This is a genomic window from Boudabousia liubingyangii, assembly GCF_001907245.1.
GTDB lineage: Bacteria > Actinomycetota > Actinomycetes > Actinomycetales > Actinomycetaceae > Boudabousia > Boudabousia liubingyangii.
In genome coordinates this window covers 39945-57662 of record NZ_MQSU01000003.1, presented here as the reverse complement: position 1 = coordinate 57662, position 17718 = coordinate 39945, and the positions used below count along the sequence as shown (strand labels likewise).

Annotated in this window: 13 protein-coding genes; 6 read left to right on the top strand and 7 right to left on the bottom strand. The window is 58.9% G+C overall.

Features of this window, described 5'->3' with window-relative positions:
* Positions 1-81: 81 nt before the first annotated feature.
* From BSR28_RS04915 to BSR28_RS04900, 4 genes are read left to right on the top strand one after another with little or no spacing between them, the layout of a single operon-like run.
* A complete protein-coding gene (locus BSR28_RS04915) occupies positions 82-927 on the top strand; it encodes an ABC transporter ATP-binding protein (RefSeq protein WP_073713517.1) in 846 nt (281 codons plus the stop codon).
* The gene (locus BSR28_RS04910) at positions 920-1663 is read left to right on the top strand and encodes a hypothetical protein (RefSeq protein WP_073713516.1); all 744 of its coding nucleotides are present in this window, start codon (positions 920-922) and stop codon (positions 1661-1663) included. The genes BSR28_RS04915 and BSR28_RS04910 overlap by 8 nt, the downstream gene beginning before the upstream one ends.
* A gap of 36 nt (positions 1664-1699) precedes the next feature.
* A complete protein-coding gene (locus BSR28_RS04905; protein ID WP_073713515.1) occupies positions 1700-3040 on the top strand; it encodes a histidine kinase in 1341 nt (446 codons plus the stop codon).
* A gap of 30 nt (positions 3041-3070) precedes the next feature.
* Positions 3071-3679 (top strand): response regulator transcription factor, encoded by a 609-nt coding sequence (locus tag BSR28_RS04900; protein ID WP_073709655.1) that lies wholly within the window; start codon positions 3071-3073, stop codon positions 3677-3679.
* A gap of 79 nt (positions 3680-3758) precedes the next feature.
* On the opposite strand, the gene BSR28_RS04895 is transcribed toward BSR28_RS04900, so the two are convergent.
* The 7 genes from BSR28_RS04895 to BSR28_RS04865 form a co-directional block, all read right to left on the bottom strand.
* Positions 3759-4286, bottom strand: a complete 528-nt coding sequence (locus tag BSR28_RS04895; RefSeq protein WP_073713514.1) for a hypothetical protein — start codon at positions 4284-4286, stop codon at positions 3759-3761.
* Between the two features lie 93 nt (positions 4287-4379).
* Entirely contained in the window at positions 4380-5675 is a 1296-nt protein-coding gene (locus tag BSR28_RS04890; RefSeq protein WP_073713513.1) for an APC family permease, read from the bottom strand.
* A 214-nt stretch (positions 5676-5889) separates the two neighbouring features.
* A complete protein-coding gene (locus BSR28_RS08925; RefSeq protein WP_073713512.1) occupies positions 5890-8391 on the bottom strand; it encodes an HAD family acid phosphatase in 2502 nt (833 codons plus the stop codon).
* A 146-nt stretch (positions 8392-8537) separates the two neighbouring features.
* Positions 8538-9503, bottom strand: coding sequence for a class C sortase (locus tag BSR28_RS04880; protein WP_125899215.1), 966 nt, complete (start codon positions 9501-9503; stop codon positions 8538-8540).
* Positions 9504-9549: 46 nt separating this feature from the next.
* Entirely contained in the window at positions 9550-10515 is a 966-nt protein-coding gene (gene nrdF, locus BSR28_RS04875) for a class 1b ribonucleoside-diphosphate reductase subunit beta (RefSeq protein ID WP_073709659.1), read from the bottom strand.
* Positions 10516-10577: 62 nt separating this feature from the next.
* Positions 10578-11054, bottom strand: a complete 477-nt coding sequence (locus BSR28_RS04870; RefSeq protein ID WP_073709660.1) for a GntR family transcriptional regulator — start codon at positions 11052-11054, stop codon at positions 10578-10580.
* Complete coding sequence (locus BSR28_RS04865; protein ID WP_073713511.1) at positions 11047-12063, bottom strand: hypothetical protein; 1017 nt, start codon at positions 12061-12063, stop codon at positions 11047-11049. Before BSR28_RS04865 ends, BSR28_RS04870 begins: the two co-directional genes overlap by 8 nt.
* A gap of 208 nt (positions 12064-12271) precedes the next feature.
* On the opposite strand from BSR28_RS04865, the gene BSR28_RS04860 reads away from it, so the two are divergent.
* Together BSR28_RS04860 and BSR28_RS04855 are read left to right on the top strand one after the other, a co-directional pair.
* The gene (locus tag BSR28_RS04860; RefSeq protein WP_073713510.1) at positions 12272-13078 is read left to right on the top strand and encodes an alpha/beta hydrolase; all 807 of its coding nucleotides are present in this window, start codon (positions 12272-12274) and stop codon (positions 13076-13078) included.
* Positions 13071-17663 carry a DUF3418 domain-containing protein gene (locus BSR28_RS04855; RefSeq protein WP_198928946.1) on the top strand — a complete coding sequence of 1531 codons (4593 nt, stop codon included), beginning with the start codon at positions 13071-13073 and terminating at the stop codon, positions 17661-17663. The genes BSR28_RS04860 and BSR28_RS04855 overlap by 8 nt, the downstream gene beginning before the upstream one ends.
* Positions 17664-17718 lie beyond the last annotated feature (55 nt).

Sequence of the window (17718 nt, the reverse complement as noted above, 5' to 3'; positions counted from 1 at the left end):
TTTTTGTCCCTGACATTTGTCATGCCTAAGTCGTGACACCTAAGACTTCTGGACTCTGTGCCAGGCCGGAATACTAGAAGTATGAACACGAAAGCTGAAACTTTAGCCCTGGAAATGCGGGATGTTACTAAGGTCTTCCCCACCAAGAATGGCCCGCTGACGGCGGTCAATCACCTAAACCTTGAGGTGCCTGCCGGCCAGAAGGTAGCCCTGTTGGGTTCCAATGGTGCGGGCAAGTCTACCTCGTTCGAAATGATCCTAGACCTGCTGCCCATGACCAGCGGTCAGATCCGAATCTTTGGCCAGTCCCCTAAGCAAGCCCAAGCACAGCGGCTGATTGGCTCCCTGCTACAGTCCGGCGGCCTGCTGCCCAACTGGACGGTCAAGGAAACCCTGACTGCTCTGGCCGCACTGACCGGTAATGAGTCACGAGTCCCGGACGTGACTAAAGCGGCCGGGATTGAACAGTTCCTGAGCCAGCGGATCCGCAGCTGCTCCGGCGGCCAGATCCAGCGTCTACGCCTAGCTTTGGCCCTGATAAACCAGGGCAAACTGCTAATCCTGGACGAGCCGACCGCCGGCATGGACCCGCACGCCCGCCGCGATTTCTGGCAGCAGATCAACAATGCCAACCAGGATGGCCGGACCGTCATCTACGCAACCCACTTCCTTGACGAGGCCGCCCACTACGCAGACCGCATCCTGGTCATGCACCGGGGCTTGCTACTAGCAGACGGAACCCACCAAGAGTTACTGTCCCAGACCGGTACCAAAACCCTAGAAGAGGCCTTCTTTGCCCTAACCGACCGGGCTGAAGAGCACCTGAAAAACCAGGCGGAAAAGCAGTTAACAGAGGTAGAAGGCAAACCAGCCGAAACCCAAACTTCAGCCGCCAGCCTGCCCGCGGAAGGAACCCAAAATGCTTAAATACTTCCTCACTGAACTAAAACACCAACTACTCAACCCGGCCGCCATTTTCTTCGTCGTGATCATGCCCATCTCCATGTTCTTGATCTTTGGCGGTCAGGCAGAACTATCCGAAAAACTACCCTCTGGGGTTAATATTTCTGGGCTAATCGCCATCCAAATGGGCTTCTACGGGGCGATCCTAGCTTCCAGCCAAGCCGGGGCCGATATTGGCCAGATGCGCGAATCCGGCTGGCTACGCACCCTGCACCTAAACGGCATGAACGATAGTCGCTACACTCTGATACGCCTAGCCCTAAGCTACGCGGTAGTCGTCCCCCAGCTAGTGCTGCTCTACACCGTTGCTGCCTTCACCTTCGCTGATATGCCCCTTAAAATCTGGGCGTACAGTGCCGTCATGACCATCCTGCTTGGTGGCCTATACGCGGGCGTTGGTCAGATCTTCGGCGCTTTCCTACCCGCCAATGCCGCCAACGGCCTAGCCAGCGGCTTCGTGGTCCTAGGATCCTTCCTTTCAGACATGTTCATGCCCCTGACGGGCACCATGTACAAAGTCGGCCAGTTCATGCCCTTCTTTGGCACTAAAACCCTAGTGGCGTGGCAAGCCACCCAAGGCAAGGGCACCCTGGGCAATGAGCTAAACCTGACCTACCTGACCCTCAATGTGGTCATTTGGCTAGGGATTATCACCTTCCTGTCCTGGTGGACGCTCCGCTTCACCCGGACTCGCAGCTAAGCCCACCGTAAGATAGGCCTAGAGAAAGGAAGCGTGATGGATCGGAAGAGTACCCTAGCTGGCGCCGCGCCCTGGCACGCCCAAGAAACGGCACCGACCCACCCCCTGCAGGTCGAAGAGCAACTCGAACCCGCATCCATCCGCCAGGTCCGCCGACGTAACCGCTACATTGGGTATTTCTTCTCCAGCGTTTGGCTAGTTTTCATTATTTTTCCGCTCTATTTTGCGATCAATAGTTCCCAGACTGGCTGGCGCTACCCAACGCTGATCATCCTGGTCTTAGCCATCGCCCCAGTGTTCCTTTACGTGTCCTTCCGGCTCAATATTTTCAACCCCAACCGCCCGGAAAACTCCACGCAGCAAGCCTGGGTTGCGGCACTAATAATGCTAGTTATTTTGCTGCTGCAGGTTTGGGTTAGTGGCCAGTGGGACTTTTTCGCTAGCGCCTCATTCATTATGGGGGCAATGCTCTATTCGCTCCCCGTTAAACAGGCGATCTTAGTTAACACTTCGATCATTGCCTTCACGGCCGCAATCGGCTACTACTTCCAGAACTTAGCCCTGTTATTTAACGGCCTAGGTGCCATCATCTGGGTAACGTTCGCGTTGATTGGGCGGATTGACCAAGAGAATCGTGAGAAGGCGGTCCGCTATGAAAGGCAGCGGCTACTGGCCCAGCAGCGGGAGCATATTGCCCAAGACGTGCATGACCTGCTGGGGCACTCACTGACTGCCATCGCGTTAAAAGCCCAGGTCTTGCAGCACCTGACGGATAACCCGCAGGCTCAGGCCGAGGCCGCTGAGATCGCCACCCTAGCACGCGAGGGTTTACAGCAGGTCAGGTTGACCGTTTCTGGCTTAAAGGACCCCAACTTGGCGGGGGAACTTACCCGCGTTAAGGCCCTACTGGGGAAGGCCGGCATTGACGTGCAGGTGACCGGGGATCCGGATACTATCCCGCAGGCGCTTCAGACTCCCCTAGCTTGGGTATTGCGGGAAGCCAGTACGAATGCGATTCGTTATTCGCAGGCGTCAAAGGTGCGGATCGAACTGGGTCCAGAGCGGCTAGTGTTTGCTGATGATGGCATCGGTTTAGAGGGCTCTAGCCGTCTGGCTGCCAGGAGGGAAACTGGGGCGGCGGAAACTGGGGCGGCAGAAAACGGAGTAGCGGGCGACTCAAACCTAGCCTCCGTTAGCGAACCCTCGCAGCTGGGCCAGCAGGGGCACGGCTTGGCGGGCATGCGTCAACGTTTAGCTGATGTGGATGGTGACTTGCAGGTATCCTCAGAACTGAACCAGGGTGTTACCCTGACCGCTACTTGGCCGGGTGCCAAAGCGCCCTCGGCAGATAAGCGACAGACCAAAACCAACCGGTGACCGGTCCGGCCCCTGAAGAAGGAAGTAATCGTGAGCATTCGAGTGCTACTGGCAGATGACCAAGCGATGGTCCTTGATGCCCTGGCGGTCCTGCTTGGCCTGGAGGCTGATATTGAGGTGGTCGCGAAGGTCCCTAGGGGGGATCAGGTAGCCCAGGCGGTGGAAGAATCCCAGCCAGATGTGTGCCTACTTGATATTGAAATGCCCGGCAAGACGGGGATCGAGGTAGTTGCAGACCTAGCTGCCAGCCATCCGGAAATCCCCTGCGCACTGGTGACCACTTTTGGTCGGCCCGGGTATTTGCAGCGGGCGCTAGCGGCCGGGGCGAAGGGGTTTTTGGTGAAGGATACTCCGGCTGCTGAACTGGCGGCTGCGGTCCGCAAGATCCATCAGGGCCAGAAGGTGATCGACCCGGATCTGGCGGTTGAATCCATGTCCACTGGCCCCAGCCCGCTGACGGAACGGGAGGCGGAAGTATTGCGAGCGGCCCTGTCGGGCGCGTCGATCGAGGACCTGGCCGGGCAGCTATTCCTGTCCCCCGGTACGGTTAGGAACCATATTTCTTCGGCCATTGCGAAGACACACACGAATACTAGGATGGAGGCCGCGCTGGCGGCCCAGCAGGCCGGCTGGCTCTAGAACGAGAATCACGGGCAAAAATCTAGCGGAAGATCTAGAGGAACTAGGGTCTAAAGGAGCTAGGATCTAGGGGAAAAATCTAAAGGTCGAAAGCGGTAATGGCGGTGTCTCCGCTATCTAGCACGGGGCATTCAGGCGCCAGTTTCTGGCCCCCACCGCCGGTAGCAAAAGTGACCTGCTCACCGTTCTTGGCGGTCTTTCCATACATCACTAGGTTGCCGTCCACAATGTGCGGGTCGCCATCAGAGTTCAAAGACACCTGCCGGTACCCACCTTTCCGATCAAAGCCAGGGTCGGGTTCTTGGTACAGGTAAACGCAGCGCCCACGGATCTCTAGGCGGCCATCAATTGCCGCCATTAGGTGCTCCGGACCGCCGGGGAAGACACCATAGGGAACGACCTTCTCTACCCCTGTTTTGTTAGTGTCCGCGGGGGTCTTAGCTGGGTCAGATGAACCAGCGCTAGGGGTAGGGTCCCCCGGGGCTTTCGGGGTTTCCTTAAAATCACAGGCACCCAAACTTAGGGTTAACCCAGCTGCCGCAACTAAAGCCGCCAAGGCCCGGAAATGACGCCTCGACTGGTCGGTACTTGAATCTACCCGTCTCATTTCTGCTTCCTTTCAGATCAGCAAGCAATCTACCATTCCAGTAGGCATTCGCGGTTCCAACTCTGGAACCAGGTTGCCCTGGGCGAGGACGCTTTACTTCACTTTAGCAGTTTTGCGGTAGCCCCATTCGACTAAGAAACAAAAAGCAATAATCCCGGCAGAGACCATCACGCCCACAAAGTTCTGCTGCCACTGCTGGCCCACCAAAATCACGGTTGCGACCGCGCAAAGGACCGCCCCGGCTAGGGTGATCACCCGGTTAGCGTCCACGTCCTTCGCTTTCCGGAAGGCCGCTAGGTTCACGATCCCGAAGATCAGTAGGAAGCCCACCGAACCGGCCGTAGAGATGCTCTCCAGCTGCAGGACGTTAACCACCAGCAGGGTCAGCAGGGCGGTCAAACCCACGCCCACGGGCTGGTGCAGCCACTTATCCGTAAAGTAGGCGGGAAGTTCTTGGTCCTCGGCGACCTCGTAATTGACCTGCCCACCCCCGTAAATGGAGGCGTTAATGGCACTGAAAGTAGAAATCAGGGCCGCAATGGTGATGATCGTAAAGCCCGCCTGCCCCAGCATGGGTCGCGCAGCCTCGGCCAAAACGTAGTCCTGCGCGGACTTGATCTTTTCAAAGGGTAGGGAGCCCACGGTCACCACGGCGATCGTAATGTACAGGGCAATCACGAAAATGACCGACCCGTAGTAGGCGCGCGGGACGTTCCGCTGTGGGTCCTTGATGTCCGGGCTGGCGTTCGCGATCAGTTCGAAACCCTCGTAGGCCACGAAGATGACCATGCCGCCGGCGAAGAGTTTCACCGGGGATTCCCAGTGTTCCATGGACAGTTGGCTCAGGTTGGGGTTGCCGAATAGGCCGTAAACGCCCAGCACAATAAAGCCCAGTAGGATCACCAGTTTGATCGCGACCGCCCAGGATTCAATCCGGCCGACCACCGCGATCGAATAGTAGTTAATGACGGTCGCAATCACGATGATCAGTGAGGCGTAAATGTGGAAGTCCGCGGTGCGGTTCCCGGTAATGCTGAACAGGTTCGGGGCGTAAGAGCCGAAGGCGGAAGCGTACAGGGACAGCATGATGATGTAGCACAGCCACAGCATATTGTTCATGGCCCCAGAGAAGATCCCCCGACCAAAACCTTGGTTAATGAACTTAACTGTGCCGCCCCGGTCCGGGTACTTCAGGGACATCTTCGTATAGCTATAGGCAGTCAGTAGGGTGACTAGGCCCGCGAAGGCGAAAGCTACCGGGGTGCCACCCTTCGCTAGGGAAACAGCTAGGCCTAGGACTGCGAAAATTCCGCCGCCCACCATGCCGCCAATGCCAATGGACATGGCTTCTAGCAGGCTGATCTGGTCTCTCTTTTCTCCACTCTTCATGCTTCGAGTCTAGTCCTATTCCATAGCTGGCACGCGCGGGACGAGGAGGGTATATACGCGTTAAGCGACGAGGAGCGGCTCCACTGTGGTTTCAAGGACAGTCCTAAGCGGGCGGCCTACCACCTAGACGACAAAAGGGTGCCACCCGCCCGAAGGCAGGTGGCACCCCAGTGCTATTGACTAGCTACTTAGAGCAGTTTCCTTTCGGTCCGGCTCAGGGTAGGTAGTAGGTGGCGTTAGGTAGCTTCACGGCGGTCTCAGCGAAACCACCCTTCAGGTCAGAGAACTGATCGCCGAAGTTACCCACGATGGTATAGCCCAGATCGTTTTCGACGTGTGCTCGGGTACCAGACTTGAAAGAGATGGTGGAGCACTTGCCCTTCTTCGCAATATCAGCTGCGCAGAAGCTATCTAGGTACTTGGGGAAGGTGTGCGGCTTGGTGAAGTACAGGTCCGCGGTGAAGAGCGGCTTACCGTCAGCATCCACGTAGCCGGCAGCAGCTAGGTTAGCTACCGAATAAGCAGCCTGGTCTTCATGGCGACCGGTTAGGCCTACCACCTGGCAGCCAGCTTCCTTCACGGACTTCACGTATTCGACCATGGCGGGCGAGGCGGGCAGGTAGTTAACCTTCTTGCCGTCCAGTTGAGCCTGTGAACCGTACTGGTAGGGTGCCGGGAACTTCAGTTCGCCCTCGAAGGGGGCCTTAGCGAAGAAGAAGGCATCCTGTAGGGCCGGGGTGAAAGCGAAGCTCATCCCGTAGTCTTCCATGTCGTAGGTGAACAGGGTGGTGTCATCAGAATCGAAGACCACGGCGGGCTTGAGGCCCTTAGCCTTTGCCGCACGGCAAGAGTTCAGGACTTCCTGGCCCTTAGTGGCGGTAATCTGCTTCATCTGCTGGATGTAGTTGGAGCTTTCCTTATCGGCAATGCCGGTGGGGACCTTCAGGTCACGGTTACCGCCACCGTTGTAGTAGTTGCGGATATTGGCCTTAACGACGTCCATGTTCGGTAGCTGGTCGCCCTGTACGCCCGGGGCGCGGCCGGAAGAACCATCCGGAGCAACGCTGGGGTAGGTCACCTGGGCGGGAGCCATACCTTCGGCACGGTTCTTAGCTTCCCAACCGGCTAGCGGGTGATCACCAGTGTAGGTGGGTTCAGCCTTCGCCTGGAAGACGCGGTCCGGTAGGTAGTAGGCGGGGTTCGGCAGCTTGTAGGTGTGGTCGGCGCGACCACCCTGCAGGTCGGACCACTGGTCACCGAAGGAGCCCACAATGCGGTAGCCCTGATCCATTAGGTGCTGGCGGGTACCGGCCTTGTATTCCACGGTCTGGCACTTGGTGCCGCGGGTGGTGCAGAAGCCCAGTCCATCCTTGCCGAGGTCGTACTGGGGCTGGCCGGCTTCCTCACCGTAGCCCTGGATTAGCTTGCCGGAGTTGGTGAAGTAGTTGGCCTTGGTGAATAGCGGCTGGCCGGCAGCGTCCACGTAACCGGCACGCTTGAGGTTCTCAACCGAGTAGTCAGCCTGGTTAGCGGAGCGACCGGTCAGACCGAAGATGGTGCAGCCGTTTTCCTTGGCGGCCTTAACGACCTTGATCATGCCCGGGGTGGCCGGCATGTAGTTGGGGCCGCCTTCCGGGTTGGTGAAGTCGTAGGTGCGACCGGAGGCGTCAGTGGCGGTCTTGCCATCGAAGTAGGCCTGCTGCTTGGCGGGGGTGAAAGCGTAGTTGATAGCTTCCTCGAAGTTAATGCCGTACAGGGTGGTGTCGTCGGAGTCGAAGACGGCGGCGGGCTTTTCACCCTTGGCGACGGCGGCCTTACAGTTGGCGGCTACCTCGGCAGCCCACTTATCAGATAGTTTGGCCATCTGCTGGGCGTAGGGGGAGTTTTCTAGGTCGCTGGTGTGGGTCTTCTTGTCGTAGCCGTAGTAGGCGCGGACGGTGGCCTTGGCGATATCCCAGTTCACGATCTTGGTGCCATCCTTGGCGTCCAAGCCGCGGTCAGAGACGGTGAACTTGACGTTCGGACCTAGGTCGGCGCCGGCCTGACGTTCTACCTGCGGGTTACGCTGAACTTGGGTAGTTGCGCTGGCAGTGCGGTCATCCACATGGGCTAGGACCTGGTAGGTGCCCGGTAGCATGTCGGCAGCTAGGTCTAGGTGCGCCACCAAAGCGCCATTCTGCTGAGCCTTGACGGTGACGGCAACCGAGGGGTCAACGGCTAGGTAAACCATAACCTGGTCGCCAGCCTTGACGCCGTTGATGGTGACCGGTAGCTGCTGGCCACGTAGCACGGTGGCGGGGGTGGCCACGGTGAGGGCCGGGCCCTCAGGGGCGGTAGCTTCCGGGGTCTTGGTTTCCGGGGTTGAGGCTTCGGGGGTTGAGGCTTCGGGGGTTGAGGCTTCGGGGGTCTTGCCTGCTGCCGGAGGGGCAGCTACCTCGCCCGGCTTCGGTGCCGGCTTGGCGTGATCGCGAGAAGCATCGTAGTGGTAGCCTGCCGGGCAGGATTTCTGGGCCACATTGTCGTTTGCTTCTGCGGAAGGCAGGTTGGTCATGCCTAGGGGCAGTAGCAGTAGGGCAGCCGCGGCGGCGCGGCCGGCACGACGGTGTCCAGAGACAAAAAATGCGCCCACCAGCAATAGTGTGAACGCTAAGGTAAATAGGAAAATCCCGCTGGCACCAGTGTGGGCCAGGTCCGGGACGCAATATTCTGGGATCATTTGTACTCCAGTTCAGGATTTAGCTGTAGAAAACTACCCAAACACTATAACTCAAGCAGAGCAAAAATAGTCAGCTAGAGCACAAATCTAACCAGCTAAATTGTCACTAAGTTAGCTCCCGAACATTTACTTGAGAATAGCTTCCACTAACGGCGGTGCTTTGCGCCTTCCTTACCTGAACGCTTGCGAGGTGGGAATAGTACCAACCAGATGAACCAAATAGAGAGGATAATCGGGATAATCATCCAGTTTTGCCAAACCGAATACTGCACTTCCTGCAGTTCCTTAGTTTCCTGCTGGCTGATGGGCTGACGATCCGCATGCACCAATAGGCGGTGCGTATTGATCCCATAGGGCGTACAGGTAATCAGGGTGACCATGTCACGTCCGTTTTGGACGTTCAAGCTCTTAGTGTCGGTAGGGATAACAACTTCGGTCGAGGTCACCTGATACTTCAGGGTTTCACCCGCGACGTTGATAAAAATATCGTCGCCCTTCTGAAGCTTTGGCAAGTTATCAAACATCGTGGCCGTACCTAGGCCAGAGTGCGCGGTGATTACCGAATGGGTATTAATCCCACCGACCGGCAGGGAGGAACCGAACAGGTGCCCCGCCCCCTTTGAGAGCGTCTCATCGTCCGTCCCGTGATAGATAGGAAGATTTACTTCAATCTTGGGGATCACCACCGAGGCCATAATCCCGTCGAAGTTCAGGTAGGTCAGGTAGTCCTGGTAGAGCTTCGTATTGGGTGCAACCTTCTCAAGGAAGGGGTCCAGAATGGGTCCGGAAACCAGCTGGTCATTGTAGCTCTTTGCGCGCTCGATAAACTCTTTACGCTGCTCAGGAGAATAGACGCTCTTATTGAGTTCCTGGACTTTTTGGGCAGCGACCAGCTGTGACTGGTTCATAATCAGGGTTGCCACCACGGGGTACGCCATGACAACTACACCTAGAATCACACAAAGGATCGCAGCCACGTTAATCCAAAATCCGGATTTTTTCTTTGCCGAGGACGCGTCGCTTTCCGCTATCTGTTCCGTCCCCTTTTCGGGTACAGGTTTTTCAGCAAGGTCTAGGGAGGCCTCAGAGACCGGTCGAAATTGTGGTTTCAAGGAAATCAGTTACTCGTGATATCACCCGAAGGCGATTACGTCAGTCTCAGAAATCCCAGTCATCATCGGTGGTGTCTTCGACATCGCCCATGACGTAGCTGGAGCCGGAACCAGAGAAGAAGTCGTGGTTCTCATCCGCGTTCGGGGACAGGGAAGCCAAGATCGCCGGGGACACGTCAGTGGCATCTGCCGGGAACATGGCCTCGTAACCTAGGTTCATCAGGGCCTTGTTGGCGTTGTAGCGCAGGAACTTCTTAACGTCCTCGGTTAGGCCTAGCGGGTCGTAGAGGTCTTCAGTGTACTGTTCTTCGTTTTCGTACAGTTCGAACATCAGGTCGAAGGTGTAATCCTTGAGTTCCTGCTGACGTTCGGGGGTCTGCTCAGCCAAGCCCAGCTGGTACTTGTAGCCAATGTAGTAGCCGTGTACGGCCTCGTCACGAATAATCAGACGGATCAAGTCCGCGGTGTTGGTGAGCTTCGCGTGGGAAGACCAGTACATGGGGGCGTAGAAGCCGGAGTAGAACAGGAAGGATTCCAGCATGGTGGACGCGACCTTGCGCTTTAGCGGGTCATCACCGTCGTAGTAGGACTTGATGATGTGGGCCTTGTTCTGCAGGGCCTCGTTTTCTTCTGACCAGCGGAAGGAATCGTTGATTTCCTGGGTGGATAGCAGGGTGGAGAAGATGGAAGAGTAGGACTTGGCGTGCACGGATTCCATGAACGCAATATTGGTGAGGACGGCTTCCTCGTGCGGGGTGCGAGCGTCGGGGATCAGGCTGATCGCGCCGACGGTACCCTGCAGGGTGTCCAGTAGGGTCAGGCCGGTGAAGACGCGGTTGGTCATCTGCTTTTCGGCCTCGTTTAGGGTCTTCCAGGAGGGGATGTCGTTCGACAACGGCACCTTTTCGGGCAGCCAGAAGTTACCGGTTAGACGGTCCCAAACTTCTAGGTCTTTATCGTCGAGGATGCGGTTCCAGTTGATTGCCTGCACCGGGCCGTGTTCGAAGTTCATGCTGCTGTCCTTGAGGTCATTTCCCGATTCTGCCCGTTTTTGGGGGTCAGGTGCCGGGTTGATTACGACTTACCGTGCCCATTGTATCGCAGCTGGGCCGCGAGTTGGTCCGTTCCGATGCCCGCTGCTCGTGCAGATGCTAACAGTGCCTGAATTTGCATCTGTAGGTGGTCGGGCAAGTCCTGAGGAACCTCGGTTTCCGTCTTTTCGCTTGGGGTGGCAACGGTTTGCTGGTTTTCCGAGGGGGCCTCGATCGTCCCCGCGGTAGCTGCGGCTTCCCATTCGGCTAGGGGCAGGTGCGGGGTGACTTCGCAGGTGAAGCTGCCGCGGCGGCCTCGGGTTTCGATGAGCCCGGCGGCTTCTAGGTCGCGGTAGGCCCGGGCTACCGTCCCGGCCGCTAGTTCCAGCTGGGTGGCTAGGGAGCGGACGGTCGGCAGTTTGGTTCCCGGTTTGAGTTGCCCACTGCGAATCTGGCGGGCCAGTTGGACCCGGATTTGACTGTAGGGTGGCTCGGGACTACCGATTAGTAGCTCAATCATCGCGACGATCCCATTCGTCTAGTTCATCTTCGGGGGCACGCCCATAGTCGACGCTGGCTACCGGGCCGGCGGCTTCACCGCGGGCTAGGAGCGAGAAGACGGAGCGTTCTGATTCGGCGGCGCGACGGGTTTGTTCATCGTCGATTTCGGCTAGGTCAGCGCTGGTGGGCCAGATGGTGCCGCCACGGACGGAGCGGAAGAGCATCCAGGTTAGGAAGGCAACTACCGGGGCGCCGAAGCCTAGGATCTGGACGGCCAGCTTGAGGCGGGAGGCTTCCCCTAGTCCCTGGATGATAGCGGTTTGGAAGACCAGGGCCGCGCTCCCCCACAGGAAGGCGATGGTCCAGAAGGTGATGCGGGTGGAGCTGGACCAGCGGGCGGCCTCGTCACCCTTTTCGTTGAGGGAAAGTAGGGCCGGGCGTAGGGAGATATTGCGTTGCGCAAAAACGTAGGTGCCTAGTGAGATCAGGAGGGCAACAGCGGCGGTGATGACCGAAATGGTGACCACGTGTGCCGCCTTGGTGCCACGGGAGACGTCCCAAGCCCAGTAGAGGCTACCTAGTACAACTAGTACCGATAGGCCTAGTAGGACTCGGACGGGGGCGGGTACGAAGCGGCCCCACTTGGGGGTTTCTAGGTTGGCGCCCCGCTTAAGGCCGGCGGTGTGGTTGCGGTACAGCGTTTCGAACAGCAGCAGGTCAGCGATTAGGTAGCAGGCGATTCCCATGGGCAGAACGGTGATTGCCATCCACCAGGAGTTGGGATCCATATCGCCGGTTTCTAGGTCCATCCCGACCATGGTCTGACCCATCAGCATTAAGGCGGCGCCAATGACTACGGCGTAGGGGGCAATGAGGGCGGCGGTGGCGCTGCGGACCTGGTAGCTGATGGGCATGGCACCGCGGATGACTCGGTGGATTCCCAACCAGGCTAGGAAGATAACGATCGGGAAGGCTAGGCCTAGGGAGCCGATGGTGTCGAAGATGGCTCCAAGGGTACTTTCACTCATTTTGGTCTCCAGTTTGGGCCGGGTGGCCACGGTTTAAGGTTGAGGTTATGGGCCCTCAACTGTTTGTATCAAAAGTTTAGTACAAAGTTTGTTTTGTGCGCAAGTGATATTGATACAAACTTTGTGTTTGCGGACACATATTTCCGCGAATGGCCGAAATCCTTCACATCTATTTGGCACTCCGCCAACTCCTCTTTACCCTTATAGGGTGACTGAAGTCGAAATCACCACTCCGCGCGGAGTGGCCCTCTCTGGAACACTCACGGAACCCGTCGATGCGAAAGGCTCCGTGGTGGTTTTTGCGCACTCATTTTTGGGTGACCGGCACTCCAGTGGCCGCTTCGACCGCCTAGCTGGCGCCTACCGGGCCGCCGGTTACGCCACCATGCGTTTCGACTTCTCTGGTTGCGGGCTTTCCGGCGACGACGCCATCACCACCGCCCACCAAGTCGAAGACCTACGCTCAGTCTGCGCATGGCTCGCAGACCGCGGCTACGCCAACCAGATCATCCACGCCCACTCTTTCGGTGCCGTCACCGCCCTCAAGGCCCGGCCCTCCCAGGCTAAGACCATGATCCTCACCTCCCCGGTGACCGGCCCCATGCTCTTTGACTGGTCCCAGATTTTCTCTCCCGAACAGTTAGACGAACTGGAAGCTCACGGCGCCACCCGCATCCCCGATGATGGTCCGGGCCCCCGTGAATGGTTCGTCATCACCCGGGAAACCCTACTGGACCTGTCCCTGAACAAGTCCGATGAACTACTCACCGACCTGCCCTACCCCCTACTGATCGTCTTTGACGCTGACGACCTAGAGGTCGATATTGTGGAGCAGGCCCAAGAGAACTTCACCATCCTCCCGGCTGGTTCACGCATCCACATTGCTCACGAAGCCCAATTCTCTGACCCTGATCAGACCGAAGTTTTGGTTGATATTTCGGTCCGCTGGGCCACCGCCCGCGTTAACCCCCGCATGGCTTCCCGCGTGGCTAAACCGGAGTCCAGCGTTGCCTGAAGGTAAGTCTGCGGATCAGCCCCTGCAGATTACTTACCCACCACAACTTCCGGTTACTCAACGTAAGGATGAGATCGCCCAGCTGATCCGCGACCACCAAGTAGTGGTCCTAAGTGGCGAAACCGGCTCCGGTAAAACCACCCAGCTGCCCAAAATCTGCCTCGACCTAGGTAGGGGCACCAAGGGCATGATCGGGCATACGCAGCCTCGTCGAATTGCCGCGCGCGCCGTCGCCGACCGCATTGCCCACGAACTGCACTGCCAACTGGGCGAACTAGTGGGCTACCAGGTGCGCTTCACCGACCAGGTCAGCGAACAAACCCGCGTCAAACTCATGACCGACGGTATTATGCTGGCCGAAATCCAGGGCGATCCCCTGCTCAAGCGCTACGACACGATCATCATTGACGAGGCCCACGAACGCTCCCTCAACATTGACTTCCTACTGGGCTACCTAGCGCGCCTACTGCCCATGCGCCCGGACCTGAAACTGATCATCACGTCCGCGACCATTGACTCTGAGCGCTTCGCCGAACACTTTAAAGACCAAGACGGTAATCCGGCCCCGATCATTGAGGTTTCCGGCCGCACCTACCCGGTGGAAATCCGCTACCGTCCCCTGGTTCCCGACTTTGATACCCCTGATCAGGGTACCGGCCACGCTCACGGCACTGGCAACCCTCCAAACGCAGGCCGCCACGATAGCCAGGGCACGTCCTCGTCCGGGAAAAAGCCAGGCCGCAAACGTGGCGGGGTCACGGTAGAAGCCGAAGCGGACCTGATGCAGGGAATTATTGACGCCTGCGAGGAACTCTTCGTGGACGGACCCGGTGACATCTTGGTCTTCCTGGCCGGCGAGCGCGATATTCGCGACGCGGATCAGGCCCTCAAGGACCACCTGGGTAACCGCTACCTGAACCCGAATCAGCCCCTACCAAAGGGCGTGCGCCCCGACGCGGTAGAGGTGCTGCCCCTGTACGCTCGCCTATCCGCGGCTGAGCAGTCCAGGGTCTTCGCCCCGCACCAGTTCCGCCGGATCGTCCTGGCGACGAACGTGGCTGAAACCTCCCTGACCGTGCCGGGAATCCGCTACGTGGTAGACCCCGGTTTGGCCCGTATTTCCAGGTATTCCCCACGCACTAAGGTTCAGCGTCTGCCCATTGAACCGGTCAGTCAGGCCAGCGCGAATCAGCGCTCAGGCCGCTGTGGTCGCGTGGCTGACGGTATTGCGATCCGCCTTTACAGTGAGGATGATTTCGACTCTCGGCCCGAGTTCACCGAACCCGAAATCCTGCGCACCTCTCTAGCTTCGGTAATCCTGCAGATGTCCGCCCTGGGTTTGGGCGATGTTGCCGACTTCCCCTTCGTGGACCCACCAGATGGGCGCGCGGTCCGCTCCGGCGTGCAGCAGTTGCTGGAAATTGGGGCACTAACTGAGGACGCGAAGAAGTCCCTGCGCCTGACGAAGGTGGGCCGGTCGCTGGCTCGCCTACCCATTGATCCGCGTCTAGGCCGCGTCCTATTGGAGGCCCAGAAGCTGGGTTGTGCCTCTGAAGTGGGCGTGATTGTGGCGGCCCTGTCCATTCAGGATATTCGTGAGCGCCCCGCTGAACATCAGGGGGCCGCAGATGAGGCTCATGCGCGTTTTACCGACCCGAAGTCGGACTTTATTACCTACTTGAACCTGTGGCGTTATGTGCGCACGCTGGCCCGCGACCTGTCCGGTTCGGCCTTCCGGCGCACGGTCCGGGCCGAGTTCCTGCACTACCTGCGGATTCGCGAGTGGCAGGACGTGTACGCACAGCTGCGTCAGTTGGCTAAGCCGCTGGGGATTCACTTGCAGCGTTTGGAGATTCCCACGACGAAGCAGGTCGCGGAAGAGGCCGCTGCCGGCGGGATTCCTAACGCCACTGCCCGCGCCTGCGTGAACCTGACGCGCGCGGCTACCACCACCGATTCGGACCTGATTCACCGGGCCCTGCTGGTGGGCTTCCTGTCTAACTTGGGTAACTGGTCGGAAAAGACTAAGGATTACGAGGGCGCTCGCGGCGTTCACTTCAATATTTGGCCCGGTTCGGGGCTGGCTAAGGGACGCACCGACTGGGTGATGGCCGCTGAGCTGGTTGAGACTTCGCGCCTGTTTGCCCGGACGATAGCGCGCATTGATGTGGACTGGGTGGAGCCGGTGGCTTCGCACCTGGTTAAGCGCGTCTATTCTGAGCCGTTCTGGTCGCGTCGCCATGGGGCGGCCATGGTCAAAGAGAAGGTCATGCTCTATGGGATGACCCTGTTGGCGGACCGGATTGTGCCGCTGGCTCGACTGGGTAAGTCGGTGACGCTGGGCGATGTGAATGCGGCCCAGTTGGCCCGGGAAATGTTTATTCGTCATGCCCTGGTGGAGGGTGATTGGCGGACTTTCCATAAGTTCTTTAAGCGGAATGAAGAGGCGGTTGCGGCCGCCCAGGCGCAGGCAGAGAAACTGCGTGATCCGGGCGCTTTGGCCACGGATGAGGAACGTTTTGAGTTCTTTAATGGGGTGCTGCCGGCCAATATTACGGGCAGCGTGAACTTTGACCGCTGGTGGCGGGATCAGAAGTCTAAGACCCCGCGCCTGTTGGATTACCCGGAGGATTTCCTGCTGGTTGCCCAGGGGGCAGATGAGGCCTTCCCGGATACGTGGCAGCAGGGTGATCTGACCTTGCCTTTGAGCTATGAGTTCTTGCCCGGCCGCTCGGCCGATGGCGTGACGGTTCGTGTCCCGCTGGAGGTTTTGGGTCGCCTTGAGGATCGTGGTTTTGAGTGGCTGGTTCCGGGCTTGTTCCCGGAACTTTTGGAGCAGACGATTCGGGCCTTGCCGAAGCCGGTTCGTCGCCTGCTGGTGCCGGCCCCGCAGGGTGCGCAGCGTTTGCTGCCACTGGTGGCTCCTGCCGGCCCGTTCCCGGTGGAGCTGATTCCGGGTTGGGCAGAGCTGACCGCTTCCCCGGCCCAGAGCACGAATACTGCAAATATTTCCGAGGGTGCAGCTTCAGGTACCCCCGAGGGTGCAGCTTCCGCGGACTCACCTTCCCCGGACTCACCTTCCGCGGACCGTTCTTCCGCTGGCACGAATGAACCTAAGGCTTCCTCAGGCAACGCCAAGGCTGCGACCGAACTGGATCCCATGGCTGCTTCCCTGGCCCGTCTTGCTTCCGCAGACCACGTGCGTATCAAGGACCCGCAGGCGCTAAAGAAGCTTCAGACCCAGAACGCTCAGCGTACCAGTGCAGCAGCACAGCAGGACCAGGTTGAGCACCCGCAAAGTGGTCCGCTCCCCTACCGGAAGGCCTTTACCCAGGCGGTAAAGCGCCTTGTGGATGCCGAGGTCACCAAGGATGACTGGAAGTTGGTGGAGCGCAAACTACCACCGCACCTGCGTCCTCGTTTCCAGGTTTATGCCTCTGATGGGCGCGTTTTGGGGACCGGCCCAGACCTGAAGAAGCTCCAAAAGGACTTGGCGAAGGAAGGCTCGCGGGCGGTCCGTTCGGCGGTGAAGGGTGCGGTTGCGCAGGCCCTTGAGCAGGCGCAGCGTGGCCAGGGTGCCAGCAAGTCTGGTGACGCAAAGGGCTCCGCTAAGGGATCCGCAACGGGCTCCGTGCCAGCCTCAGGCAATACTGGGGCGGCTACCTCGCCGGACTCACCACAACCCCCGAAGCAGATTCAGACCCGCGGTAAGGGTGGTTTCTCAGTGACCGGCTACCCGGGCCTGACCCTGAAGGTTGAGCCAGCCACGGATCCTAAGCGTCTTTATCCGACGGTGGAGGTGCAGGTGCACGCGAATGCGGCTGTACGTGATCACCATCAGGCGCGGGCGGTAGTGGCTCAGGTTTTGGAGCAGGTGAAGTTGGCTGATGGGCGGATTTCTTCTCGTTGGGGTGCCGCGCAGGCGCTCGCTTTGGGGTCGGCTAAGTATGCGTCCTCGTCGGCGATGATCGCTGACCTGCAGTGGGCGGCGGCCGAGGGCCTTGCCATGCGGTTCGCGGATTTGGCTTCTGGCCGTCCGGGTGGCCTGGCGCAGGTGACGGATTCGGCGGCTTTGGGCAAGCTGGTGGAGCTGGTGCGTCCTAAGTTCGAGGATGAGGTTTACGCCCTTGCGCAGGCGGCTGCGGCAGCGTTGCGCGAGTATGCGACGCTGGATAAGACGATTCGTTCCGTGCGGGCCATGTCTTTGGCGCAGGTGGCCACGGAGGTTCGCGCACACGCAACCGCTCTATTGGCGGGGAACTTTATTTCCCGGACGGGTGCGGCTCACTTACCGCATTTGGCTAGGTATTTGCAGGCGGACCGGATGCGGCTCGAGGGCGCAGAGTCAGATCTTCCGCGCGATCAACGTTTGGCATGGGAGTACCAGCAGGCGGCGGACTTAGTGGCTGAGGCGCAAGAACAGGCGGATCAGTTGCCGGCCGGGGCGGAAGGTTTTGCGGCGCAAGCGCACGCTAAGCAGGGCTTTTGGCTTTTGCAGGAGTTCCGGGTTTCCCTGTTTGCGCAGTCTTTGGGGACCGCGCAGAAGGTGTCTTTGAAGCGGATTCGTTCGACCCTCTCCAACTAAGGTGGCCCAGAGAAGTCGCCCAGTAAGCTGACCAGAGGGATTGGCTTGCGTATTT